Annotated in this window: 25 protein-coding genes and 1 tRNA gene; 6 read left to right on the top strand and 20 right to left on the bottom strand. The window is 70.2% G+C overall.

Translation table 11 applies throughout. The annotated features are described in order from the left end of the window. Positions 1 to 514: 514 nt before the first annotated feature. The 4 genes from ACWENQ_RS34480 to ACWENQ_RS34495 all read right to left on the bottom strand — a co-directional run bounded on the left by ACWENQ_RS34480 (position 515) and on the right by ACWENQ_RS34495 (position 3,240). Positions 515 to 1,012 carry a hypothetical protein gene (locus ACWENQ_RS34480; protein ID WP_354913838.1) on the bottom strand — a complete coding sequence of 166 codons (498 nt, stop codon included), beginning with the start codon at positions 1,010 to 1,012 and terminating at the stop codon, positions 515 to 517. Continuing rightward, the gene (locus ACWENQ_RS34485; RefSeq protein ID WP_449914207.1) at positions 1,009 to 1,524 is read right to left on the bottom strand and encodes a hypothetical protein; all 516 of its coding nucleotides are present in this window, start codon (positions 1,522 to 1,524) and stop codon (positions 1,009 to 1,011) included. Before ACWENQ_RS34485 ends, ACWENQ_RS34480 begins: the two co-directional genes overlap by 4 nt. Before the next feature lie 88 nt (positions 1,525 to 1,612). Next, positions 1,613 to 2,614, bottom strand: a complete 1,002-nt coding sequence (locus ACWENQ_RS34490) for an ABC transporter ATP-binding protein (RefSeq protein ID WP_354913842.1) — start codon at positions 2,612 to 2,614, stop codon at positions 1,613 to 1,615. A 98-nt stretch (positions 2,615 to 2,712) separates the two neighbouring features. Continuing rightward, positions 2,713 to 3,240: a TetR family transcriptional regulator gene (locus ACWENQ_RS34495; protein ID WP_449914211.1), complete on the bottom strand. Its 528-nt coding sequence runs from the start codon at positions 3,238 to 3,240 to the stop codon at positions 2,713 to 2,715. A 56-nt stretch (positions 3,241 to 3,296) separates the two neighbouring features. Between ACWENQ_RS34495 and ACWENQ_RS34500 the strand changes: the two genes are divergently transcribed. Continuing rightward, the gene (locus tag ACWENQ_RS34500) at positions 3,297 to 3,695 is read left to right on the top strand and encodes a nuclear transport factor 2 family protein (RefSeq protein ID WP_452417951.1); all 399 of its coding nucleotides are present in this window, start codon (positions 3,297 to 3,299) and stop codon (positions 3,693 to 3,695) included. On the opposite strand, the gene ACWENQ_RS34505 is transcribed toward ACWENQ_RS34500, so the two are convergent. The 9 genes from ACWENQ_RS34505 to ACWENQ_RS34545 all read right to left on the bottom strand — a co-directional run bounded on the left by ACWENQ_RS34505 (position 3,678) and on the right by ACWENQ_RS34545 (position 11,461). Next, on the bottom strand, positions 3,678 to 3,953 hold the full coding sequence (locus ACWENQ_RS34505; RefSeq protein ID WP_452417953.1) for a hypothetical protein: 276 nt from the start codon (positions 3,951 to 3,953) through the stop codon (positions 3,678 to 3,680). The genes ACWENQ_RS34500 and ACWENQ_RS34505 overlap by 18 nt on opposite strands. Positions 3,954 to 5,722: 1,769 nt before the next feature. Then, positions 5,723 to 6,109, bottom strand: coding sequence for a 50S ribosomal protein L7/L12 (gene rplL / locus ACWENQ_RS34510; RefSeq protein ID WP_354913847.1), 387 nt, complete (start codon positions 6,107 to 6,109; stop codon positions 5,723 to 5,725). Between the two features lie 72 nt (positions 6,110 to 6,181). Further along, entirely contained in the window at positions 6,182 to 6,706 is a 525-nt protein-coding gene (gene rplJ / locus ACWENQ_RS34515; protein WP_354913849.1) for a 50S ribosomal protein L10, read from the bottom strand. Between the two features lie 248 nt (positions 6,707 to 6,954). After that, complete coding sequence (locus ACWENQ_RS34520) at positions 6,955 to 7,791, bottom strand: LppX_LprAFG lipoprotein (RefSeq protein ID WP_452417955.1); 837 nt, start codon at positions 7,789 to 7,791, stop codon at positions 6,955 to 6,957. Positions 7,792 to 8,788: 997 nt separating this feature from the next. Next, positions 8,789 to 9,508 carry a 50S ribosomal protein L1 gene (gene rplA, locus ACWENQ_RS34525; protein WP_449914218.1) on the bottom strand — a complete coding sequence of 240 codons (720 nt, stop codon included), beginning with the start codon at positions 9,506 to 9,508 and terminating at the stop codon, positions 8,789 to 8,791. A 108-nt stretch (positions 9,509 to 9,616) separates the two neighbouring features. Next, positions 9,617 to 10,048 carry a 50S ribosomal protein L11 gene (rplK, locus tag ACWENQ_RS34530; protein ID WP_327087736.1) on the bottom strand — a complete coding sequence of 144 codons (432 nt, stop codon included), beginning with the start codon at positions 10,046 to 10,048 and terminating at the stop codon, positions 9,617 to 9,619. A 184-nt stretch (positions 10,049 to 10,232) separates the two neighbouring features. Then, positions 10,233 to 11,012 carry a transcription termination/antitermination protein NusG gene (gene nusG / locus ACWENQ_RS34535; RefSeq protein WP_449914220.1) on the bottom strand — a complete coding sequence of 260 codons (780 nt, stop codon included), beginning with the start codon at positions 11,010 to 11,012 and terminating at the stop codon, positions 10,233 to 10,235. 51 nt (positions 11,013 to 11,063) lie between these two features. Beyond that, positions 11,064 to 11,312 (bottom strand): preprotein translocase subunit SecE, encoded by a 249-nt coding sequence (gene secE, locus ACWENQ_RS34540; RefSeq protein ID WP_449914222.1) that lies wholly within the window; start codon positions 11,310 to 11,312, stop codon positions 11,064 to 11,066. A 76-nt stretch (positions 11,313 to 11,388) separates the two neighbouring features. After that, positions 11,389 to 11,461: transfer RNA gene (locus tag ACWENQ_RS34545), tRNA-Trp, on the bottom strand. Positions 11,462 to 11,625: 164 nt separating this feature from the next. On the opposite strand from ACWENQ_RS34545, the gene ACWENQ_RS34550 reads away from it, so the two are divergent. Continuing rightward, entirely contained in the window at positions 11,626 to 12,828 is a 1,203-nt protein-coding gene (locus ACWENQ_RS34550) for a pyridoxal phosphate-dependent aminotransferase (protein ID WP_449914225.1), read from the top strand. 111 nt (positions 12,829 to 12,939) lie between these two features. Here ACWENQ_RS34550 and ACWENQ_RS34555 read toward each other — a convergent pair whose 3' ends face one another. Genes ACWENQ_RS34555 through ACWENQ_RS34575 form a run of 5 tightly spaced genes read right to left on the bottom strand, consistent with a single transcriptional unit; the run spans position 12,940 to position 16,839 of the window. Further along, positions 12,940 to 14,286, bottom strand: coding sequence for a hypothetical protein (locus ACWENQ_RS34555; protein WP_449914228.1), 1,347 nt, complete (start codon positions 14,284 to 14,286; stop codon positions 12,940 to 12,942). Beyond that, entirely contained in the window at positions 14,279 to 14,773 is a 495-nt protein-coding gene (locus tag ACWENQ_RS34560; protein WP_449914230.1) for a SigE family RNA polymerase sigma factor, read from the bottom strand. The genes ACWENQ_RS34555 and ACWENQ_RS34560 overlap by 8 nt, the downstream gene beginning before the upstream one ends. A gap of 56 nt (positions 14,774 to 14,829) precedes the next feature. Further along, complete coding sequence (locus tag ACWENQ_RS34565) at positions 14,830 to 15,408, bottom strand: hypothetical protein (protein WP_452417957.1); 579 nt, start codon at positions 15,406 to 15,408, stop codon at positions 14,830 to 14,832. 31 nt (positions 15,409 to 15,439) lie between these two features. Beyond that, a complete protein-coding gene (locus ACWENQ_RS34570) occupies positions 15,440 to 16,348 on the bottom strand; it encodes a PASTA domain-containing protein (protein ID WP_449914234.1) in 909 nt (302 codons plus the stop codon). After that, positions 16,345 to 16,839, bottom strand: coding sequence for a SigE family RNA polymerase sigma factor (locus tag ACWENQ_RS34575; RefSeq protein ID WP_452417959.1), 495 nt, complete (start codon positions 16,837 to 16,839; stop codon positions 16,345 to 16,347). The genes ACWENQ_RS34570 and ACWENQ_RS34575 overlap by 4 nt, the downstream gene beginning before the upstream one ends. Before the next feature lie 62 nt (positions 16,840 to 16,901). On the opposite strand from ACWENQ_RS34575, the gene ACWENQ_RS34580 reads away from it, so the two are divergent. Beyond that, positions 16,902 to 17,939: an adenosine deaminase gene (locus ACWENQ_RS34580; protein WP_449914237.1), complete on the top strand. Its 1,038-nt coding sequence runs from the start codon at positions 16,902 to 16,904 to the stop codon at positions 17,937 to 17,939. Here ACWENQ_RS34580 and ACWENQ_RS34585 read toward each other — a convergent pair. Continuing rightward, the gene (locus tag ACWENQ_RS34585) at positions 17,928 to 18,845 is read right to left on the bottom strand and encodes a hypothetical protein (RefSeq protein ID WP_452417961.1); all 918 of its coding nucleotides are present in this window, start codon (positions 18,843 to 18,845) and stop codon (positions 17,928 to 17,930) included. The genes ACWENQ_RS34580 and ACWENQ_RS34585 overlap by 12 nt on opposite strands. Then, positions 18,832 to 19,389, bottom strand: coding sequence for an RNA polymerase sigma factor (locus tag ACWENQ_RS34590; protein WP_354913872.1), 558 nt, complete (start codon positions 19,387 to 19,389; stop codon positions 18,832 to 18,834). The genes ACWENQ_RS34585 and ACWENQ_RS34590 overlap by 14 nt, the downstream gene beginning before the upstream one ends. A 94-nt stretch (positions 19,390 to 19,483) precedes the next feature. Between ACWENQ_RS34590 and ACWENQ_RS34595 the strand changes: the two genes are divergently transcribed. The 3 genes from ACWENQ_RS34595 to ACWENQ_RS34605 all read left to right on the top strand — a co-directional run bounded on the left by ACWENQ_RS34595 (position 19,484) and on the right by ACWENQ_RS34605 (position 24,091). Then, positions 19,484 to 20,218, top strand: coding sequence for a class I SAM-dependent methyltransferase (locus ACWENQ_RS34595; protein ID WP_354913874.1), 735 nt, complete (start codon positions 19,484 to 19,486; stop codon positions 20,216 to 20,218). A 468-nt stretch (positions 20,219 to 20,686) separates the two neighbouring features. Then, positions 20,687 to 22,552, top strand: a complete 1,866-nt coding sequence (locus tag ACWENQ_RS34600) for an acyl-CoA dehydrogenase family protein (RefSeq protein ID WP_452417963.1) — start codon at positions 20,687 to 20,689, stop codon at positions 22,550 to 22,552. Positions 22,553 to 22,813: 261 nt separating this feature from the next. Next, a complete protein-coding gene (locus ACWENQ_RS34605; protein ID WP_449914246.1) occupies positions 22,814 to 24,091 on the top strand; it encodes an extracellular solute-binding protein in 1,278 nt (425 codons plus the stop codon). Positions 24,092 to 24,129 lie beyond the last annotated feature (38 nt).

Genomic DNA, 24,129 nt, shown 5'->3' on the forward strand with positions numbered 1-24,129 from the left:
TCGAGGGGCTCCTGGATGCGCGAAAAGGAAACGCGACGGGGACCGGCGGGTACGGCGGAGGCGTTGCGCGAGGCTGCCAACAGATGTCCTTCCGAGGGCTCGCGGCGGACTGACTACACGCACGCCAGACAACCTCGCAACGTGAGCAAGAGAAGCGGGTCGTCAAAGGGCAGCGCAAAGGGGCAGTGTAGCCGAACGGCACACGCCTGTCCACTTCGCTCTCGCTGCATGCTCCACGTTGTCCGCAGCATCGCCCGTCCGAGCGGAAACGTCAAGCCCGCGAGCCGGACTTTCGGCCAACTCAAAGCCTGGACGCTGGGATTTCTTCCCTTGGTGACAGATGGCTAGCCGTAGGCCCCAAGACGATACCCGCGAGCCGGGGCCGCTAACGCTCTGTCACACCGAGGTCTGAACCCATGCCGACGATCGGTGGAACCGTGACGGATGTACCCGTCTCACAAGGCTCGCTAAACCTGGAATTTGATAACAATTGAATGTCGGGACATGCCCGACATCAACTGCTGCCTACCAAAGTGGAGAGATCGCCCACCAACCACCGCGAACCATCCTTCACCATGACGAGCCGTACCCGATTCTGGATCACCTGCTGCCGTGGTTCGGCATCGCTCTGCGCCTGCTTGGTCGTCCCCATGTTCACGAACAGGAGAACCGACACCCTGTCCGGTGTGGCGTCCTGCACGGCGGCCCCCGCGACGGAGACCTCCTGGACCGTCCGCTGCTCGGTGGCCCGGGGCACGAGCGACCTGCGCAGCTCCTGGTAGCGGCCGGCCAGCTCGCCGGTGGTGAGGGCCTGCGCCCTGGTGAGATCGTCCTCGATCGTCCGGTAGTTGTACGACAGCAGGTCGGGCGCCAGCGCCCGGGCCGCGGCCAGCGCCTGCTCCCCCGCCGCCCGCCCCTCGCGCAGCTCGCTCAGCTCCCCGTGCATCCGCAGCGAGACCCAGCCGAGGAAGGTCACGGCCGCGGCGAGCAGCGCCGCCATGACGACTCTCACAGCACCTGCTCCGCTTTCGCGACGAGCCAACGGCCGCCGACCTTGGACAGGTCCATCGACCAGCGGTAGTAGCGGTCCTGCTGGGGCGTCCCCGTGCCCTCCCAGCTGATCGTGGAGTCGGCGACGACCAGCACCTTCGCGGCGTCGCCCGCCATCGAGACCATCCCCGAGGCGCGCACGACCCCGGTCTGGACGACCTTGTTGGCGATCGTGGTCTCCCTCAGCTTGGGCGCCCCTGCGTGGTACTCCGCGTAGGCGACACCCGTGGAGGTCGCGAGGATCTTGGCGATGCTGGCGTCGGCGCTCTTGTAGTTGAGCGAGAGCAGGTTGAGCGCGTGGGCCGCCGCGGCGTCGATCGCCGCCCGGCGGTCGGTCGCCGCCGCCTCCTCGTCGCGCAGCTGCGCGCTCAGCCAGAAGGCAAGCCCCGTGACCAGCACGAGGATCGCCGCCAGCGCGACGATCAGCGCGCGCACCACGGTCGCCGACCGGGAGGAGTCAGCACTGCCTGCCATATCGCGGGATCATAACGCTCGACCCATTCGTCCAGGCCCCGAACATCCGGGCGGGCATCGGTGGAGCGTCCCGCCGGACGGCGCCGCGTCAGCGCACGCCGTTCATGTGCGCGTTGACGAGCCGGGGATACTCCTCCAGCCAGTTGCGGCCGCGCTCGTCGACGAAGGAGCCCTGCGGCGGGATCACCCCGTTGGCGGCCAGCCACGAGCCGGGTGGCTTCTGCGTCCGGCGGATGCCGTTGCCGCTGGGCATCAGCTGCGGCGGGATCGGCGGCAGCGCGCCGGGGTCGTGACCCATCTGCGCCTCGGCCTCCAGCTCGGAGACGTCCTTCTCCTCCGACATGCCGATCGGGCCGTGCCTGCGCGCGTTGAGGAACTGCCTGACCACCGGCTCGTCGCTCGACAGCAGCATCTCGCGCGGGCCGAACATCACCAGCTCACGCCGGAACAGCAGCCCGATGTCGTCGGGCACCGTGCGGGCGGTGTTGATGTCGTGGGTGACGATGAGGAACGTCGCCTCGATCTCGGCGTTGAGGTCGACGATGAGCTGGTTGAGGTAGGCGGTCCGGACCGGGTCGAGGCCCGAGTCGGGCTCGTCGAACAGGATGATCTCGGGGTCGAGCACCAGGGCGCGGGCCAGCCCGGCGCGCTTGCGCATGCCCCCGGAGATCTCGCCGGGCAGCTTGCCCTCCGCGCCCACCAGGCCCACCAGCTCCATCTTCTCCATGACGATCTGGCGGATCTGCGACTCGCTCTTCTTGGTGTGCTCGCGCAGCGGGAAGGCGACGTTGTCGTAGAGGCTGAGCGAGCCGAACAGCGCGCCGTCCTGGAAGAGCACCCCGAACAGCCTGCGCAGCTCGTAGAGCTTGTTCTCGCTGCAGTTGGCCAGGTCGTAGCCGTCGATCCAGATGTGGCCGCGGTCGGGACGCAGCAGGCCCACGAGGGTCTTGAGGAAGACCGACTTGCCGGTGCCGGACGGCCCGAGCAGCACGGAGATCTCGCCGGCGGGGAGGGTCAGCGAGACGTCCTCCCAGATGACCTGCCGACCGAACGACTTGGTCAGCCCATCGACCACGACCTCGACGCCCACAGTCACCTTCCCATCGCCGGTGGTAAGGGATCGCTGTTACGGAGCTTCCCGTGAATTGGAATCCATTCCAATAAAACGCCGGGATTGTTACTGGGCGGTTATGTCAGCGCCTGCAACGCCGGGCGGAGCAGCCTGGCCACCTCGTCGGGCGGGACGTCACGCAGCTCGTCGAGGTCGAGGAGCTGATGGCCGATGGTGACGCCGAGCAGTACCAGCGTGATGAGCGCGGCCTTGGGCCTGGCGTCCCCGCCCTCGATCGCCGCGGCGATCCGCTCGATCTGCCCGCTGAACGTGGCCCGCGCCGACGCGGCTGCCTCCGGATGGGTGAGCATCGAGCGCATCACGGCCAGCGAACTCTGGGGCAGCTCGCCCAGCTTGACGCCGAGCGAACCCAGCAGGTCGTCGACCAGCCGCTCGGCGTCGTCGCCCGCCACCTGGACGGCCCGCTCGAACAGGCCCTGCTTGCTGCCGAAATGCTGCATGACCAGGGCCGGGTCGACGCCTGCCGCGCCGGCGACGGCCCTGATCGTGGTGCGTTCGAAGCCTCTTTCGGCGAACAGCGCGCGAGCCGCCTCGAGGATCCGCCGTTCGGTCCTGGCCCTGCGTTCGGCCCGCGTCAGCGTCACGCCGTCACTCTACTGGCCCCTTGTTCGCTCAACGGTTGTTGAGTAAGTTGGCCGGCATGACAGAGATCGTCACGCGCTTCCACGACGCCATGCGCCACATGTCGGCCGACGAACTCGCCGACCTCTACGCCGAGGACGGCGTCCACGAGTTCCCCTTCCGGATGGCGGGGATGGTGCCGCGCTACAACGGCAGAGAGGAGGTCAGGGCCGGATACACGGCCTCATGGGGCGCCAGCCCGGCCGTCGTCGAGGACATCCGCAACGTCGTCGTCCACCAGAGCGTCGACCCCGAGGTGCTCGTGGTCGAGCACGAGACCGCCGTCACGGTGAACGGCCGGCCGTACACGGTGCCCGGACTGCTCGTCCTGCGGGTGCGCGACGGGAAGATCGTCCACACCCGCGACTACATGGACGCCACCGCGGTCGCGGGCCTTCGCTCAGGCCGTACAGGGTGACGCCGCGCCGACAGCGCGCGGTGCAGCTCTCCCGCACCCCGGGCGGTCATCCTGACAGCCCCGCCGCCACCGGTGCGGGCGCTCGGCTCCATGCCGCCGACGAAAGAGCGGATCCTTCCCTCCCCGGACCTCCTGCTGGAACCGGGCGAGGGTCGGCGCGGGGTCGGCCCCGTTGCAGCCGCCGGCCACCATGACGGATAGCCCGGCGCCGGCTGCGTTCGTGCCACCAACGACCGCGGTGGGCGCGGTGGCAGCCAATGGCGGTCGTGCCGGTCGTGCCGGTCGTGGCGGTCGTGGCGGTCGTGGCGGTCGTGGCGGTCGTGGCGGTCGTGGCGACGGTGGCGGTCAATGGCGGTCGCGGCGGTCGGTGGCGATGGCGACCCAAGGTGTACGGCTCGGCGCCCGCCTTGAGCAGCGCGGCGGCCTCGATCGCTGGGTGTCGGAGGAACAGCACCCCGCCCCCGCCTCCGGTCGAGGAGGCCCGGAGCCGTTGCCCCGGAGAACCCATGCGGCGGCGCGCCGAATGCCCAGGGATCCGGAAGCACCCCCACCCGGCGACCGCCCTCGCCGCACATCACCGTCCTCCGAATCTCGCCGTGCTCCTGGACCTCGCTTCACCCTCCGGACCTCACCATCCCCCGGACTTCGCCACCCTCGGGACATCACCATCCGCCGGACCTGGCCACCCTCGGAACCTCACCATCCGCCGACCATCGAGACCGTCGCCACCGCGAAAATCACTGGAACCACCGCCATCCGGGGTCTACGAGCAACGCCGGAGCCACTCCCGGGGAACAGGGCACGCGCGGGAACCGTCCCCGTCCGGCGCGCTGTGGGGCGCCGGACCGTCGTGGGGGCGGCCGGGCTTTTCGTCGCCATCCCGAAGGATCCACGGGCCGACGTCGCCATCTCAGGGTCGCCCAGGCCGGGGCCATCCCGAAGAGCCCACGAGCCGACGCCGCCATCGCAGGATCGCCGGGGGCTGCCCGTCGAGGGGCCCGCGGTGGGGATCCCGCCCGTGTATGGCGAACCTGCGGTCTCCACCGCATACGCCGCGGCACCCACACCGCGCCCTAGTGCCGTCGGGCCGGCCGAGGCATACGGCCACCAGCGGGCCCGGCTCTCCGCAGAGCTGGGGATCGCATCCGTATCGCGAGCCTACGAAGGCCAACACTCATGACTCGCCAAACACACCGCTACAGCCACCACTGCGGCCACGCTCACGACCCGGCCTCGGCCTCCCGCCACACCCCAACGACCGTCACCAGCTGGCCGTGGACCCGCCCAGCGGCTCCGACTCCTGACCCCGCGGCGCGAGCCCGCCCCACGTCCTCGACTCCCCGTCGCGGCCCGAACCCGCCCCACGCCCCGCCACGCGGCCCGAACCGCCTCACGACCCTCCCGTAGCCCGAACGCACTCCCAGGCATCGCCGGACAACGCACGGCCGAGACAACGCAGGGCCGAGACAACGCGCTGCCGGAAGACAACCGGCGAGCGAAGCGAGCGCCTCACACAACAACGGACGGAATGCGGCCCGGACGGCGCGCGAGCGAGACGACGTGCGGCCTGAACGGCAGCGTGCGAGACAGACCGCAGGACGGATGACGTGCGTGCGAGACAGACCGCAGGACGGACGGCGTGCGGGCGAGACAGCGCACAGGCAGGACAGCTCACAGGCGCGGCGGCGCGCAGCCTGGACGGCGTGCGGGCAGGACACTCCGCAGGCCGGGCAGCGCACAAGCGGGACAGCGCACAAGCGGGATGGAAGGCAGGCAGGACAGCGCGCCCCGCCGAGAAAGAGGCGGGCTGAGACGGCGAGCGTCACCGGGCAACGCGCGGACGGGACCGGCGGATGACCAGCACCACGGGTGACCAGCACCGCGAGTGGCTAGGACCACGAGCGGCCAAGACCGCAAAAGCCGGGACAACCAAAACCGGGACGAACGAAAAGGCCGGGACAAACAAAAAGAGCGGAACCCACCCGGCACCAGGGTGTGTTCCGCTCTTTTCAGAAAGACGCGCCGTCTTACTTGACGGTGACGGTGGCGCCGGCGCCCTCGAGGGCAGCCTTGGCCTTCTCCGCCTGGTCCTTGTTGACCTTGCCGTCGAAGACCGGCTTCGGAGCGCCGTCGACCAGGTCCTTGGCCTCCTTCAGGCCGAGGGAGGTCAGCGCGCGGATCTCCTTGATGACCTGGATCTTCTTGTCGCCGGCGGCCTCGAGGATGACGTCGAACTCGTCCTGCTCCGCGGCCTCCTCAGCGGCGGCGACCGGGGCGGCAGCGGCGGCGACGGCGACCGGGGCGGCAGCCTTGACGTCGAAGGTGTCCTCGAACAGCTTCACGAACTCGGAAAGCTCGAGGAGGGTCATCTCCTTGAACGCGTCGAGCAGCTCGTCGGTGCTGAGCTTCGCCATGATGTTTCCTCCGTATGGATCTTGCTAAATGGTGTTACGGGACCGCGGTTGAAGTTGCGGCAATCCCCGGTCTTACTCGCCCGCCTCGGCGCGCTTGGCGCGGAGGGCGTCGGCCAGCTGAGCCATGTTGGTGGGCAGCGCGGCGAACACGGCGGCAGCAGCGGACTGCTTCGCCTTCATCGCGCCGGCCAGCTTCGCGAGGAGAACCTCGCGGGACTCGAGGTCAGCGAGCTTGGTGATCTCGGCGGCGTCGAGGGCTTTGCCCTCCATGAAGCCGCCCTTGATCACCAGAAGGGGATTGGCCTTGGCGAAGTCACGCAGACCCTTGGCGGCCTCGACCACGTCGCCCGTCACGAAAGCGACGGCCGTCGGGCCGACCAGCAGCGAGTCGAGACCCGTCACGCCGGCCTCGTTGGCCGCGATCTTGGTCAGGGTGTTCTTCGCCACGGCGAACTTCGCGTTCCCACCGAGCGACTTACGCAGCTCCTTGAGCTGTGCGACGGTGAGACCGCGGTACTCGGTCAGAACGGCGGCGCTGCTGCCCTCGAACTCACTCTTGAGCTCGGCAACCGCTGTCGCCTTGTCCGCCCTCGCCATGGGCCTCCTTCCAGATGTGCCGCCGGCGAAGGTCTCCGAACATGGAACAAGCCCCGGCGCAGGCGCACGGGGCTCACCCATATGGCAGGAACCACACGGGAAGAACTCGCATCTCACCTACGCGGGCCGTCCACATGACGTGGATCCTTCGGTCACCGGGCCTTGAGGCACCCGGCGACGACCGGCGGTCTTTGGCAAGGACCAGAATAGGGGGCGACTCGTCAAGATGCCAAATCGCCCCCGCTGGATCAGTTCGTGTTCTTGGGGAACTCGCCCACCTGGTCGGCGGGCGGCGCGGCGATGGAGACCGGCTCGTTGAAGCCCTTGAAGAACAGGTTCGCGCTGAACTTCGCGCCCTTCTCGTCTCCGGACATGGCCACCTTGCGCGGCAGACCGTCCGTGCCGACCCAGATGTCGAAGGCGACGTTCTGCAGCTCGGCCAGCTGCTGCCTGGCCTGCTCCTGCTCGTCGGCAGGCAGCTGCTGCACGGCCGCGTCCACGGGGAACGTGCCGCTGTAGTGGGTGGCGTCGACGCCGCCGACGCTCTCGGTGCCGACCTGCTTGACGTTCTGGGAGGCGGTGACGAGCTTGGTGACGTTCGCCAGGTCGAACCGCTGGACCTGGTCGAGGAACTGCTTCGCCTCCGCGCCGCCCTCACTGACCGGGACCTTGATCCACGGCTTGGTGGCGCCGAGCATCTTGTTCAGCGCGTCAACCTTCACGTAGACGGTGTCGCCCTGCAGCACCACACGCCCTCCGCCGGGCAGGCTCTGCCCGCCGAAATTGGCGGTGTCGAGCGTCAGGTCGGCGGCCAGCTGCGGCTTGCTCTGGTAGACCATGCGCCCCTGGACCTTGCCCGTGCCCTCCTGAGGATGCGACAGGTCGATCACACCGTCGACGGTGTAGCTGGTGACGTCCTGCGTCCTCTGCGCGGCCTGCTCCAGGACCTCGGCGGCGGCCAGGTTGGCCTGGATGGGGACCGCCACACCCGTCGCGGTCGTTCCGGTCGATCCACAGCCCGCGACCGCGACAAGGGCGGCGGCGCCCGTGGCGGCGACGGCGAGACTAATCCTGCGCTTCAGCATGCCTCTGACACTACGTCGCGGATTCACGCATTTTGGCTTCCCTCGATCAACTCAGGGAAACGCCAGGGTCATCCCTGACTGCCACCCTCCCCGTTCGACCCGCCGCCCGACCTCCCCCACCAGCCCGGACGACAGGCGACACGCACGCATCCATCTTTCACACGGACCCACAAGTCTCGCTCCTTTCGCTATCTCGGCCACGCGCGAGACTCCGCCCGCCCTTCCCCACAGGCGCCTCCCGACAAGCGTGGGCCTCCGTCCCACCCGATAGGCGCCGAAGTACCTCGATCACACACCCTCTCCCATCCGGCGAGATCCCATCCGTCCGGCACGCGCGTCCCATCCCCCCGGAGGCGCGCGATCCGTCCACCCGGCAGGCGCGATCCGTCCACCCGACGGGCCCGGGATTCCGCCATCCGGCACGCGTCCCGTTCACTGGCAGGCGCGCGATCCGTCCACCCGACGGGCCCGGGATCCGTCCACCCGACGGGCCCGGGATTCCGCCCATCCGGCCGGGCGCTGGATTCCGCCCACCGACCCGTACGGCAAGCCCCGCCACGCGCCACCCCAGGCGCGTGGCGGGCGTCTGTCCCGGGATACGCGTCACCGAGCGCGCGTGGCCGGCCGCCGCTACGGAAGGCCGATGAAGGGCCGTCCGTGACGGCGGGACGCGGCTGGGCTCGAGGAGCGTCCCTTCGACGGAGGGCAACCGGTGACCACGGAGGCGCCTGACCCGGCTTGCCGTACAGACCGGCAAACGCCCCGAGCCCCACCAGCACAGCGCCGCACACACCAGCCAACATCCCGAGCCCCACCAACACGGAGCCGCACCAGCATGAGGTTGGGCGAGGCAAGGGACGCCGCTCCAAGGGCCGCCGCGCGTGGAAACGCACGGCCTTCGTGCAACGGAGGCCGGAGACAGACGGAGGCGGGGGGCGGGAAAGGGGAAGGCCCCCGCAGGGAGATCCTGCGGGGGCCTTCGAGTGAGAGGAAGGGGTCAGCCCTCGAGCTCGGCGGTCATCGCGCGAGTCACGTTCGGGTCGACGGGAACGCCGGGGCCCATCGTGGTCGAGAAGGTGACCTTCTTCAGGTAGCGCCCCTTGGCCGCGGACGGCTTGAGACGCAGCACCTCGTCAAGGGCGGCGGCGTAGTTCTCGATGAGCTGGCGCTCGTCGAACGACGTCTTGCCGATGATGAAGTGGAGGTTCGCCTGACGGTCGGTGCGGAACTCGATCTTTCCGCCCTTGATGTCGGTCACGGCCTTGGCCACGTCCGGCGTGACGGTGCCGGTCTTGGGGTTCGGCATGAGACCGCGCGGGCCGAGCACGCGGCCCAGGCGGCCGACCTTGCCCATCAGGTCGGGGGTGGCGACGACGGCGTCGAACTCGTTCAGGCGGTTGCCCTTGGCGATGTCGTCGATGAGCTCGTCGGCGCCGACGATGTCGGCGCCGGCCTCGCGGGCAGCCTCGGCACGGTCACCGGTCGCGAAGACCAGGACCCGGGCGGTCTTACCGGTGCCGTGCGGGAGGTTGACCGTGCCGCGCACGATCTGGTCGGCCTTGCGAGGGTCGACACCCAGCCGCAGCGCCACCTCAACGGTGGCGTCGAACTTGGTGGTGGTGGTCGCCTTGGCGAGCCTCGCGGCCTCGGCGGGCGTGTAGAGCTTGTCGCGGTCGACCTGGGCCGACGCGTTCTTGTGCGCCTTGCTGCGCTTCACTTCGGATCTCCTCGGTGGAGTCTGTGGTCACGGGCCAGCGCCTGGCCCTCCCACGGATGGAACAAATGGACTGCTGGGCAGAAGCCCGTCGGGTGACGGTGGTTCTACCTACTCCGCGACCGTGATGCCCATCGACCGGGCGGTGCCGGCGATGATCTTCTCGGCGGCCTCGATGTCGTTGGCGTTGAGGTCGGGCATCTTGGTCTCGGCGATGCTGCGCAGCTGCTCGCGGCTCAGCTTGCCGACCTTGTCCTTGTGGGGGACCGCAGAACCCTTGTCGAGGCCGAGCGCCTTCTTGATCAGCTCAGGCGCCGGGGGCGTCTTCGTGATGAAGGTGAAGCTGCGGTCCTCGAAAATGGTGATCTCAACGGGGATGATGTTGCCCCGCTGGGCTTCGGTGGCAGCGTTGTACTGCTTCACGAAGTCCATGATGTTGACGCCGTGCGGACCGAGGGCGGTACCGACCGGCGGGGCGGGCGTGGCCTGGCCAGCGGGGAGCTGAACCTTGACCAGCGCCGCGATCTTCTTCTTCGGAGGCATGTGTCCTTCTCCGGGTCCTGATCGTGTTGCCGTCCGCTCGCGGGTGCGGGCGGACATGTCGGAAGGCCGTCCTTCGCGTGGACGGCCTGCCGAACGTCTGTGGTCGACGGAAACGAGTGACGGATCGCCGGCGGCTGGCGCACTGCCGGGCTCACGCGTTACCCGTCGAGTGTATGCGAGCCCGTCAGATCTTCGAGACCTGGTTGAACGACAGCTCGACCGGGGTCTCGCGGCCGAAGATCGACACCAGCACCTTGAGCTTCTGCGACTCGGGGCTGATCTCGCTGACCGAGGCGGGCAGCGTGGCGAACGGACCGTCCATGACGGTGACCGACTCGCCGATCTCGAACTCGACGGCCGGGCCCGAGGCGGCCTTGGTGGTGGCCTTCTTGGTCTCCTCCGTCGGCTCGGGCGCCAGCAGCTTGGCGACCTCGTCGAGGCTGAGCGGGCTCGGCTTGTTGGAAAGGCCGACGAAGCCGGTCACGCCGGGCGTGTTGCGCACCGCGGCCCAGGACTCGTCGGTCAGGTCCATCCGGACGAGCACGTAGCCGGGCAGCACGCGCTCCTTCACGGGGACCTTCTTGCCGCTCTTGAACTCCTGGACGGTGTGCGTGGGCACCTCGACCTGGAAGATGTAGTCCTCCATGTTGAGCGACACGTTGCGGCTCTCGATGTTGGACTTCACGCGGTTCTCGTAACCGGCGTAGGAGTGGATGACGTACCACTCGCCGAGCTGTCCGCGCAGGGACTGCTTGAACTCCTCGACGGGGTCGACGGCTTCCTCGGCCTCGTCGGCCTCCTCAGCCTCGTCGACGACGGTCACCGGAGCCTGGTCGGACTCCTCGACGTCGTCGTCGGCCTCCTCGGCCTCATCGAGCTCGGTCTCCTCGACCTCGTCGATGGCCTCCTCGGCGGCGACGTCGTCGTCCCACTCCTCGCGAGGGGTGTCTGAAGTCTCGGACACGGTGACTTTTCCTCTTTCGTCGAATCGAATGGTGCCTTGTCAGGCGTCGGGTCAGCTACCGCCGAAGATCCGCAGGACGCCCTCCGTGAGCAGGGCGTCAAACCCCGACACGATCGCAACCATGATCAGAACGAATACCAGAACGACCGTGGTGTAAGTGATGAGATCCTTACGCGTCGGCCAGATGACCTTGCGCAGCTCGTTGACGACCTGCCGATAGAAAAGGGCGGGCGAAGTGCGCTTCTGCTTCTTCTCGCCGCTCGGCTTGCCTGCGGTCTCGCTGTGCGTGTCGATCGCCACAGTCCTCACCTGATCTGTCGTATCCAACGCAGTTGCGCGGCGCGCTTGCACGCCTTGCTGCGCGGACCGCACTCAGCAGGGCAAGAGGGACTCGAACCCCCAACCGCCGGTTTTGGAGACCGGAGCGCTACCAATTGCGCCATTGCCCTATGTCGTCAACCACACTACATCGATTGACTGCCTGTCCGGACCGATCGCCGCATCGACATGCGGCGGCAGGACCATGCGAAAGTGTACGGGCGAATGACCTCCACGTCGAACCAGAACACGATCGCCCAGGTCGGGACGGCTTGCCCGCACTACGATGGACCCCATGTCCAGCCGCATCTCCGCACGCATCTCCGCGATCTCAGAGTCCGCCACGCTGGCCGTCGACGCCAAGGCGAAGGCGATGAAGGCAGCGGGCCGTCCCGTCATCGGCTTCGGCGCCGGCGAGCCCGACTTCCCCACGCCCGGCTACATCGTCGAGGCGGCGATCGAGGCGGCACGCGATCCGCGCTTCCACAAGTACACGCCCGCGGGCGGCCTGCCCGAGCTGAAGCAGGCGATCGCCGCCAAGACCCTGCGCGACTCCGGCTACGAGGTCGACGCCTCGCGGGTCCTGGTGACCAACGGCGGCAAGCAGGCCGTCTACCAGGCGTTCGCCGCGCTGCTCGACCCGGGTGACGAGGTCCTGGTCGTCGCGCCGTACTGGACGACCTACCCCGAGGCGATCAAGCTGGCCGGCGGCGTGCAGGTCGACGTCGTCACCGACGAGACGACCGGCTACCTGGCCTCCGTCGAGCAACTGGAGGCCGCCCGCACCGAGCGCACCAAGGTGCTGCTGTTCGTCTCGCCGTCCAACCCGACGGGCGCCGTCTACCCGCGCGAGCAGGTCGAGGCCATCGGCCGCTGGGCGGCCGAGCACGGCCTGTGGGTCGTCACCGACGAGATCTACGAGCACCTGGTCTACGGCGGCACCGAGTTCACCAGCATCGCCACCGCCGTGCCCGAGCTCGGCGACAAGGTCGTCATCCTGAACGGCGTCGCCAAGACCTACGCGATGACCGGCTGGCGGGTCGGCTGGCTCATCGGGCCCGCCGACGTGGTGAAGGCCGCCACCAACCTGCAGTCCCACGCCACCTCCAACGTCGCCAACGTCTCCCAGATGGCCGCCCTCGCCGCCGTCTCGGGCGACCTGTCGGCGGTGGCGGAGATGCGTGAGGCGTTCGACCGGCGGCGCAAGACCATGGTCAGGATGCTCAACGACATCCCCGGCGTGGTCTGCCCCGAGCCGATGGGCGCCTTCTACGTCTACCCGTCGGTCAAGGCCCTGCTCGGCAAGGAGATCAGGGGCCGGCGCCCGCAGACCTCGGCCGAGCTGGCGGAGCTCATCCTGGAGGAGGCGGAGGTGGCGGTCGTGCCGGGCGAGGCGTTCGGCACGCCGGGCTACTTCCGCCTGTCCTACGCGCTGGGCGACGACGACCTGGTCGAGGGCGTCAGCCGGCTGCAGAAGCTGCTGGCCGAGGCGAGCTGAACCGGGGCCCGTCCCCTCTCCTGCCCGGACACCACCCCGGTCGTCAGCACGGCCGTGGTGGTGTCCAGGGTCCGCTCCCGGTCGCCTGCCGGCGAGCCTCCCAGGGCCCCGCTACCGGGCGGGGGCCACCTGGATGCCGCGGGCCACCGCCATGAGGTCGTTGACCAGGTCGTCGCTCACCTGGACCCGCACGCCGTAGCCCGGTCTGGCCGTCCACAGCACCATGCGGCCCCTGGACAGGCCCGTGCCCGTCACGATGTCGCCGACAAGGGCGGGCCGGCTCCCCACGGTCGTCCTTCGCAGACCGCTGAACCTCTCGCTCGTGGGCCACGAGACGTGCGCGAGGTCCTGCGGGGTGCGCGCCCGCTCCCCCTTCACCACCTCGACCAGGACCGAGCTGCCCGCCCTGGTCCACCATCGGCCGCGACCGTCCATGCCGCCGTCCTGCCCTGCCGTGAACCCCGGCGGGAGATGCGTGACGGTGAGCCCCTCGAATCTCAGGGGCAGGCCCCGCGTGGCGGGAACGGGGACGATCCCGGCGAGGACGCGGTCGATCTCGGGTTCGAGGTTCTCGCTCATCCTGAGGACGACCCCGACTCCGGGCTCCTGCAGCCACAGCCGGCCGGTCAGCCGGCTCCTGGCGCCGTTGCGGTAGGCGGGCCTGCCGTTGACGGTCGTGCGCGTCCCGTTCCGCCAGTCCCCGGCGCTCCAGGCGGCCAGCTCGTCCAGCGAGGCCGCGTGCCTGCCCCTGACGACGGTCAGCGTGATCTGCCTCTCGCCCGCTCCGGTCCACGTCTTGGCCGTCTCCCCGTCGCTCCTCATGGTGAAGCTCTCCAGGTGGAGGCGGGGCGGAAGGTAGGAGACGCGCAGCCCTTCCACGACGCCGCCGGCCGGTCCCGTGGGGTCTATCACCTGGAGTTCTTCGGCGATGGTCCGCACCTCGGCGACGTGGTTCGCGCCGACCGTCACCCTGAGGAGCAGCCCCTGACGCTCGCTCCAGAGCAGGTCCGTCCCGCCGGGGGAGATCTTCGCCTGCCGGCCCCGCGTGGACGTCAGCTGCCCTCCGGCCATCAGTCCGGGCGTGTCGAGGCCGTCCGCCCCGCCGTACCTGCTGACTCTCACGAGGTCGGCGCCCGAGCCCCAGGTGAGCGTGCCCGCCAGGAGCCTGCCCTCGCCGGAGTGACCCTGGACCGGCTCGCCCAGGCCGGGAGGGACGTGGCGGACCACGACGTCGTCGAGGCGGCCCGTGGTGCTCGGCGTGGTGGCCACCCGCTGCTCCCCGGGCGCCAGCACCCATCCGGCCAGCGCCAGCGCCGTCGCCGTCGCCACCGCCGCGATCGAGTGCCTGGTACGGCGCCGCCGCCGCGAGCGCCGTACCACCCGTTCCGCGAGGTCGGGGGCGGCGGCGAGATGGGCGGTGTCCTCGGCCATGGCCTGCCGCAGGCTGCTCTCAAACATCGCTCGGCACCTCATCCATGACGATCAGCCCGCGCAGCTTCGCCAGCGCCTTGGCGGTCTGGCTCTTGACCGTGCCGACGGCGCATCCGAGGGTCTCGGCGGTCTGCGCCTCGGTCAGGTCCTCCCAGTAGCGCAGCACCACCACCGCCCGTTGCCGGGGCGGCAGCAGGCGCAGTCCGTCGGCGAGAACCTGACGCAGCTCGACGCCCGAGTCCGCGCCCGCCACCGGCACCTCGGGGAGCGTGCCCATCGGGATGAACCGCAGGACGGCCCGGCGTCTGGCGCGGTTGATCGCGGTGTTCACGATGATGCGCCTGACGTAGGGTTCGGGGTCGACGTCCTTGCGCAGGCGGTGCCAGCTGCGGTAGGCGCGCTCCAGCGCGGTCTGCAGGACGTCCTCGGCCTCCTCGCGCGAGCCGCAGGACAGGTACGCGAGGCGTAAGAGGCTGGTGCCGCGCGCCGCCACGTACTCGGCGAACGCGGTCACTCGGTGGTCTCCATACCCCTTGTGTACGCCTGGGGCCGCGGGAGGGTTGCCCGGGATCAGCCGGGCGACCGGACGGAGGCCGCCAGCGGGACGAGCGCGTGGGCCAGGCCGTCGCTGACGCGGATCCAGGCGCCCGTGCCGGTGCGCTCCAGCCAGGCGATGACCATGCCGCCGCCGGAATGCCTGCCGACCAGGGCGGGCCTGCCGCGGACGGTGGTCTTGCGGGGCTTGGCGACGCTGACGCGCTCGCGGTAGGTCTCCCAGTCGGCGGCGACCGTACCGCGCTCGACCTGGACCTCGACGAACGCCGCACCCGAGGCGTAGCGGGCCCAGCCGCCCTCGACGCCGGGCTCGGGCGCGATGGCGCCGCCGCCGGTGCGGGTGAGGCCTGACGGCAGGTAGGTCAGCCAGAAGTTGTCGGCGACGACCGTGATGCCGGGCACTGCCTCGGGCACGGCGGCGGCGACCGGTGGAGCGGGGGCGGAGATGGCGGGCGGGGCGGCGGAGGGCGCGACCCGCCCGAACCCGGAGGCGAAGATGGCGTAGATGGTCAGAACCGTCACCGCCAGGGCGGCGAGAGCGAGCGCGGCGCGCCGTCCCCCGCCCGTGCCGGCGACCAACTCGTCAGGCGCCATATCTCCTTGGTGCCCACCGACCCCGCCATGGTCACTTCGCGGGGCGCACCCCCTCGGCGATCTTCTTCAGCTCGGCGGTGATCTCCTCCGTGCTGAGCTCCTTCGCCCGGGACGGGCTCATCGCCACCTCGACGGCGAGATCGTCGGTGAGCCTGAAGCCGAGGGTCGGCGTGCAGCAAGGCTCCTTGCGCGGCTGCGCGCCGAGCTTGTCGTAGTCGCCGCCCTCGTCGATGTCGCCGAGATAGCCCCGCCTGTCGCCGACGTCGACGCGTTCGACGCCCTCGCGCTTCAGGGTGTCGTCGACGCGCGCGCCGGCCTTGCCCTCGTGGACGAAGACCTGGATGCCGTAGTAGCCGTTCGGCTCGTCGGGCAGGTCGTAGGTCGTCGTGTAGGAGGTGCCGCCGGACGGGCCGTCCCACTTGTTGGACCACTTGCCCCACGCCAGACCGTCCGGCACGTAGCCGAGCGTGATGCCGCCGAACGTGCGGCCGTCGCCCAGGTCGCCGAGCGCCTGGGGCGGGGCCTCCCCGAGCAGCAGCCGGACCGTGGAGCCGGAATCCACCTCCGTGCCCGGCTTGGGCTCCTGGCCGAAGACCTTCTCCGCCCCTGTGGCCTTCTCGGCGACGAGGCCGGCCGCCTGCAGCGCCGCCTGCGCCTCCTCGAACGTCTTGCCTGTCATGTCGGGCACGGTCACCTTGGTCAGCACCCGCACGGTCGACGTGCCGTTGGCCACGCCGCTCGACTCGGGCCCCGCGGTCACCGCCATATAGACCGGCACTCCCGCGGCCAGGACGGCGGTGGCCAGCGCGGCGCCTGCCGTACGGAACCTGATGACGTGGGCGCGGTGCCTCCTGCGCACGCCGGCGCCCAGCGTGGGTGCCGCCTTGACCTCGGCCACGCTCGCCGCCATGGCGTCCGCGAGGGCTTCCTCCACCTTCATACGAGCACTCCTTCCTTGACGTTCTCGCGGATTCTGGCGAGCCCCCGCGCCGCCTGACTCTTGACCGTGCCGAGCGAGCAACCGAGCATCTGCGCCGTCGCGTGCTCGCTCATGTCCTCCCAGTAGCGCAGCACCAGGACGGCCCGCATGCGCGCGGGCAGCTTGCGGAGCTCCGCGATGAGCGCGTCGCGCAGGTCGAGATCGGGTGAGCGGGCCTCCGTCTCGGGCGGCTTGGAGAACGTGATCTCCTGGATGACCTTGCGGCGGCGGGCGGCCGAGATGGCCGTGTTGACCACGATCCTGCGGGCGTACGCGTCGGGGTTGTCGTGCCTGATGCGCGGCCAGTGCCGGTAGACCTTCTCCAGCGCGTGCTGGACCAGGTCCTCCGCGTCGTGCTGGGTGGCCCCGCACACCAGGATCGCGGTACGCAGCAGGGACGTGCTTCGGGCGGCAAGGAACTCGTCGAAAGCCGCCTCGTCTTCTTCCTTCATCAGCGAGATCCCCTTTCGCCCCTCCCAACGCGTCAACCGGGGGTCAGGTTGAGTGGCACCATATGGAAATGCCACGTCCGCTCGCCGCCCTTCCCAAAGCCCACCTTCACCTGCACTTCACCGGGTCGATGCGGCATTCGACGCTGATCGAGCTGGCCAGGGAGCAGGGCCTGCACCTGCCCGACGCGCTGGAGCAGGACTGGCCGCCCCAGCTCCACGCGACCGACGAGCGGGGCTGGTTCAGGTTCCAGCGCCTCTACGACATCGCCAGGTCGGTGCTGCGCCGCGAGGAGGACATCTACCGGCTGGTGCGCGAGGCGGCGCTGGACGAGGCGGCGGAGGGGTCCGGCTGGCTGGAGATCCAGGTCGATCCGTCGGGTTTCGCCTCCAGGTTCGGCGGGCTGACCGCGACGCTGGAGCTGATGCTGGACGCGGTGGCGAAGGCCGCGGCGGAGGCGAAGATCGGCATCGCGACGGTCGTGGCGGCCAACAGGACCAGGCACCCGCTCGACGCCAGGACGCTGGCCAGGCTGGCCACCCAGTACGCGGGCGAGGGCGTGGTCGGGTTCGGCCTGTCCAACGACGAGCGGCGCGGGCGCGCCCGCGAGTTCGACCACGCGTTCAGGATCGCCAAGCGCGCGGGCCTGCTGGCCGTGCCGCACGGGGGCGAGCTGCTGGGCCCGGAGAGCGTCGAGGAATGCGTCCACGACCTCGGCGCCGACCGGGTGGGCCACGGCGTGCGGGCGGCCGAGTCGCCGCGGCTGATGGAACGGCTGGCCGACCGGCAGATCTGCTGCGAGGTGTGCCCCACGTCGAACGTGGGCCTCGGAGTGGTCGAGGACGCGTCGGCGGTTCCGCTGCGGCGCCTGTTCGACGCCGGAGTGCCGATCGCGCTGGGCGCCGACGACCCGCTGCTGTTCGGCGCGCGGCTGCTGCCGCAGTACGAGCTGGCCCGCGAGGTCTACGGCTTCTCCGACGCCGAGCTGGCGGAGCTGGCCAGGCAGTCGATCAGGGCGTCGACCGCGCCGGAGCAGGTGCGCAAGGAGCTGCTGCGGGGAGTGGACGACTGGCTGGCCGCCCCTGATCCCTCAGCGGAGTGAAGCGGCGATCTCCAGCGCCCGCCGCCTGTCCGGCACCCCTTCGAGCCTGACGGCCACCTCGCCGTCGAACCAGACGAGGGTCGGGCCCGCCAGGCGCAGGGGCAGCTCGGTGCCGTCCTCCCGGTCGACGCGGCTGAGCCGGTGCTCCCGGCCGATCCACCAGCCTTCGGCGCCGTCGACGCTGACGTGCTCGGGCCAGGGCTCGCCGAGCTGCTTGACGAAGTAGGGTCCGAGGCCGTCGAACTGGTCGATCCTGGTGCCGCCGGACCAGAACAGGGAGACGATCCGGCCGCCGTCGCTGACCGTGACCCGCTCGGGCTCGCCCAGCTCGGCGGGCACCTTCACCGGGAACGTCACCAGGCTCCGCGCCGCGTCGAGCGTGACGGCCCGCTCCCCCGGCAGCGGCACGGGCGAGGCGGGCGGTGTGCCGTTCTCGCCCACGCGCAGCTCGATGCCGGCCAGCCGCAGGACGTGGACGACGGCCGCCCTGCCCTGCGGGGTGGCCGCGGTGAGCGCGACGACCGCGACCAGGACGGCGGCCACCAGCCCCCACCTGGACCTGCGCCACCCGCGCCGGCCCACGGGCCGGGCGCCAGGCCACCCCACGGGATCAGTCGCGCGGCCGGGGTCGTCGTCGGTCTCGGGCCCCGGGGCGTGGCCGGAATCGTCGTCGGCCTCGGGCCCCGGATCTCGGCCGGGCTCGGCCTCGGGCCCCGGGGCGTGGCGGGAATCGTCGACGGCCTCGGGCCGTGGGGCGGGCTGTTCGAGGCGGGCCCGTACGGCGGCGGCCACGTCGGCGGGCGGCGGGGCGGCGGGCACGTCGAGGAAGCCGGCCAGGGCCGTCAGCTCCGCCTCGAGGTCGTCGTCCGGCGGTGTCACGCCGGGCTCGTCGTCAGGCGAGGTCACGTCCCACCTCCTCCCTCAGCCTGGCCAGACCGCGATGCGTCCTGGACTTGACCGTGCCGACCGGCCAGTCGAGCACCTGTGCCGTCTCCTGCTCCGACAGCTGCAAGAAGTACCTGCAGACCACGGCTTCCCGTTCCCGATCAGGCAGCTCGCGGACGGCGGCCAGCAGCCGCGCTCTGCGGTCGTCGGCGATCGCCGCGCCCTCCGGGTCGTCGGGCGCCTGCGCCGGGGCGAGCGCGCCGAGCCGCAGCGTCAGCTCCGACCTGCGCCCGCGCGACCTGGTCAGGTTGTGCGTCTCGTTGGCGACGATCCGCAGCAGCCACGGGCGGAACGGCGCGTCCATCCGGAAGCCGCCCAGGTGCCTGAACGCCTTGACGAACGCCTCCTGCACCACGTCGTCGGCCTCGTCGCCCGCGCCGAGCATGGCGGCGGTGCGGTGGGCGAGCGCGCTGTAGCGGGCGACCAGCACCTCGTAGGCGGCAAGGTCACCGTCCAGGGATCGGGCTATCGCCTCGGCGTCGTCCATGGGCAGGAGAGATTCCATCGCATGAACGCCGCTTCCGTCCATAACGTGATTGCCAGGGACGACCGGGCACTAGACTGCTGGGCCGACCGGTTTTCCATGGAGGAACGGACTTATGTCATCTGGGTACGACCGCGTGGTGCAACCGGCGGCCGGCGACGAGGCTCTGGAGAACCACCTCGGCGGCGACGAGGCGAAGAACTACCGCCAGTACGAGTTCGACATGGTCGCGCCCCACGTCGGCCGCTCGATGCTCGAGATCGGCTCCGGTCTCGGCCACTTCGCCGAGCAGTTCCTGCCCCGCCTCGACCGGCTCGTGGTGAGCGACTTCGACCCCTACTGCGTCGACCAGCTGCGCAAGCGCTTCGCTGACCGCTCCGACATCGACGTGCTGCACTTCGCGCTCCCGGACCCGGTTCCGATGGAGAAGAAGGTCGACACGGTCGTCATGATGAACGTCCTCGAGCACATCGAGGAGGACTCCGAGGCGCTGCGCTCGCTGGCCCGCGTCGTCACGCCGGGCGGCCGCATCATCATCTGGGTGCCGGGCTACATGCAGCTCTACGGAGACTTCGACAAGAAGGTCGGCCACGTCCAGCGCTACACGCCCAAGACCCTGCGCAGCTCGGTCGCCAAGGCGGGCCTCGACATCGACGTGCTGAAGCCGATCAACTTCCTGGGCGGCATCGCCTGGTGGGCGGCCGTGCGCCGCGGCGGCGTCGGCTACCCCGACCCGCGCCTGGTGAAGATCTACGACCGCACCGTGGTGCCCGCCACCCGGCTGCTCGAGCGCTTCATCCGCCCGCCCTTCGGCCAGACGGTCTTCTGCGTCGCCCGCGTGCCCCGCTGACCCTCTTCCCGTCCAGCCCCCGTACGACCTCTTGCCGGGCGCGCCGTCCAGCCTCCCGTACGGCAAGCCTCGCCACGGCCACCGAGATCACTCGGTGGCCGTCCGTCTTTCACGCGTACTCCAGCAGGACTCCGGCCGGTCGCCGCTACGCCGCCCGTATGGCCGGCCCCGTGGCCGATGCTGAACGCCTGGGCCGCCCCGCCCCGCCGCGCCGAAGCCGCCACGCCGGCCGGCCCGTCGTCTGCCGCCCCGGCCCCGCACGCTCGCCTGCCGTCTCCCTGGAGGGACGCCGGCCCCGCGCGGAGGGTGGGCTGGACCGGGCTTGCCGTACGGGCGCCCGACGACCGGCACCCGCGCACGACGCCCGCCTTGAAGATCCGGCTGAGGGTAACGCCGGCCGGGGATGGTCACGGGCAGGGGTGGGGATCAGAATCCGAAGAGAACGGTGGACGGAGATGGGCGGCCGTTATGACCGAGTACGCGCAGGCGCGAGAGGTGGCGGAGCAGGCCAGGCAGGCCGAATGGGAGCGGCCGAGCTTCGGTAGGCAGCTCTTCCTGGGCGACTTCAGACTCGATCTGGTGCACCCGATGCCCGCGCTCGACGAATCAGCCACCACGAGGGGCGAGGAGTTCGTCAGGGCGCTGCGGCGCTTCCTCGACCGGCAGGTCGATCCGGCGGAGATCGAGCGGACCGCGGTGGTGCCGGACGAGGTCATCAAGGGCCTGGCGGGCCTCGGCGCGTTCGGGATCACGATCGAGGAGGAGTACGGCGGTCTCGGGCTGTCCCACCTGTACTACAGCCGGGCGCTCATGCTGCTCGGCTCCTACTCCCCTGCGCTGTCGGCGCTGCTGTCGGCGCACCAGTCGATCGGGGTGCCGCAGCCGCTGCGGCTGTTCGGCACCGAGGAGCAGAAGCGGGAGTTCCTGCCGCGCTGCGCCCGGGGGGAGATCTCGGCGTTCCTGCTGACCGAGCCGGACGTGGGCTCCGATCCCGCGAGGCTGTCCACGACGGCCGTCCGCGACGGCGACGAGTACGTGCTCGACGGCGTCAAGCTGTGGACGACGAACGGCGTGCTCGCCGACCTGCTGGTCGTGATGGCGAGGACCGGGGAGAGGATCAGCGCCTTCGTGGTGGAGGCCGGCTCGCCCGGGATCACCGTGCAGCGGCGCAACGCGTTCATGGGCCTGCGCGGCATCGAGAACGGCGTCACGCGGTTCGCCGGTGTCCGGGTCCCGGCCAGGAACCGGATCGGCCGCGAGGGTGCGGGCCTGAAGATCGCGCTGACCACGCTCAACACCGGCCGGCTGTCGCTGCCGGCCACCTGCGCGGGCAACGCCAAGTGGGCGACGAAGATCGCGCGGGAGTGGTGCGCCGCCCGGGTGCAGTGGGGGCACCCGATCGGCGAGCACGAGGCGGTGGCGACCAAGCTGGCTTTCATCGCCGCCACCGCCTACGCGCTGGAGGCGGTGACGGACCTGTCGAGCAGGATGGCCGACGACGAGTCCACCGACATCAGGATCGAGGCCGCGCTGGCGAAGCTGTTCGCCAGCGAGATGGCCTGGCGGGTGGGCGACGAACTGGTCCAGATCAGGGGCGGGCGCGGCTACGAGACCGCCGAGTCGCTGGCCGCCAGGGGGGAGCGGGGCGTGCCTGCCGAGCAGGTCCTGCGGGACCTGCGCATCAACCGCATCTTCGAGGGCTCCTCGGAGATCATGCGGCTGCTGATCGCGCGTGAGGCCGTGGACGCGCATCTCTCGGTCGCGGGAGAGCTGGTCGACCCGGGGGCCTCCCGGCAGGACCGGACCAGGGCGTTGAAGCGCGCCGGCGCCTTCTACGCCAGGTGGCTGCCCGGCCTGATGGTCGGCCACGGCACGCTGCCGGTCTCCTACGCCGACTTCGGCCCGCTGGCCCAGCACCTGCGGCAGGTCGAGCGGAGCAGCCGCAAGCTGGCCAGGTCCACCTTCTACGCGATGTCCAGGTGGCGGGGCGCACTGGAGCACCGGCAGTCCTTCCTCGGCAGGATCGTCGACATCGGCGCGGAGCTGTTCGCGATGACCGCCGTCTGCCTGCGCGCCGACGAGGACTCGCGCGATCTCGGCCGCCGCCCGGTGGAGCTGGCCGACGCGTTCTGCCGCCAGGCCGCCGCGCGGGTCGACGCGCTGTTCGAGCGGCTGTGGCACAACACCGACGCGCACGACGCCCGGGTGGCGCGCTATCTCCTCGAGGGCCGCTACGCCTTCCTGGAGGAAGGGGTGCTCGACCCGTCCATCGACGGTCCGTGGATCGCCTCCCCCTCGGGTGACGATGACGTACGCCGTCATCTTGGTGCTTGATTAGTAATATAAAAGGCCTTGTTTCAAGCAGAATCGTGCAGGATGCTCGACACAGGGCACCCTCGCATCACATCCGGTCTAGACCGCGTCAGCCTTTGTGTTGTGAAACCGAGACCAGCCGGTATAGACCGGCCGCCGAACAGGGGCTTACTCTGACGCAAACGCGCGGAGCCGCGGCCCGCGCGCACCCCCAACCCCTGGGCGGTGTCAGGTGGCTGGTACGGACCAGCGCACCCGTCCGATGAGAAGGCGGTATCTACGGTGAACATCAAGCTTGTGGGCGGCGCCGCTCTCGGCCTTGCCACCATGCTGGTCCTGTCCGCGTGCGGGGGCGGCGGCTCCCAGCCCGCCACCGGCGGCGACTCCACCGGTCAGGCCGGCGGCCAGGTCACGCTGAAGATGGTGGCCGCCGACTACGGCGACAACCCGACGGCCGACAACGCGGGCACGAAGTTCTGGAAGTCGGTCGTGGACCAGTTCCAGGCGGCCAACCCCAACATCAAGGTCGACGTCCAGGTCATCTCCTGGAACGACATCGACAAGCAGGTCGCCACCATGGTCCAGAACGGCCAGGTGCCCGACATCCTCCAGACCGGCGACTACTCCGGCTTCGTCAAGGACGGCCTGCTCTACAAGGCCGACGAGGTCCTGTCGCCCGAGGTGTCGAAGGACATGCTCACCAAGTTCGCCGACTTCGGCAAGGTCGACGGCACCGCCTACGGCATCCCGTTCGTCTCCTCCGCCCGCGCGCTCTTCTACAACAAGGAGCTGTTCGAGAAGGCCGGCGTCGCCGAGCCGCCCAAGACGTGGGACGAGCTCAAGGCCGCGGCGGAGAAGCTGAAGGCGGCCGGCGTCAGCCAGCCGTTCGGCCTGCCGCTCGGCCAGGAGGAGGCGCAGGGCGAGTCCTTCCTGTGGATGCTGGGCAACGGCGGCGGCTACACCGACGCCTCCGGCAAGTGGACGGTCAACTCGCCGGCCAACGTCGAGGCGTTCACGTACGTCAAGGGCCTGGTCGACGCCGGCCTCACCACCCCGAACCCGGGCACCAAGGACCGCAAGACGGTCTGGGAGGACTTCGCCGCGGGCAAGGTCGGCATGGTCAACGGCGGCCCCATGTCCATCCCGATCTTCGACAAGGGCGCCGTGAACGGCAAGTACGCCGTCGCCCCGATCGCCGGCAAGACCGGCCCGCTCGACACGACCCTCGGCGTCATGGACTGGATCATGGCGTTCAACAAGAACGGCCACGCCGCCGAGATCAGGAAGTTCTTCGACTTCTTCTACACCGGCGACGCCACCCAGAAGATCGTCGACAACTACAAGCTGCTGCCCGTGACCAACGGCGGCATCCAGAAGCTGTCGGGTGACGAGAAGCTCAAGCCCTTCCTCGACGCGCTGCCCAACGCCAGCTTCTACCCCTTCAAGGACCCCAAGTGGTCCGAGGTGAACACCACGATCAAGCAGACGATCGGCGGGGCCGTCAAGGACGACCCGGCGAAGGTGCTCGGCGACATCCAGAAGGTCGCCGAGGGCAGCTGATCCTCAGGGGTCGGTACGGCCGGCGCTCCCCCGCGCCG

Source organism: Nonomuraea sp. NPDC004354, from assembly GCF_053602555.1.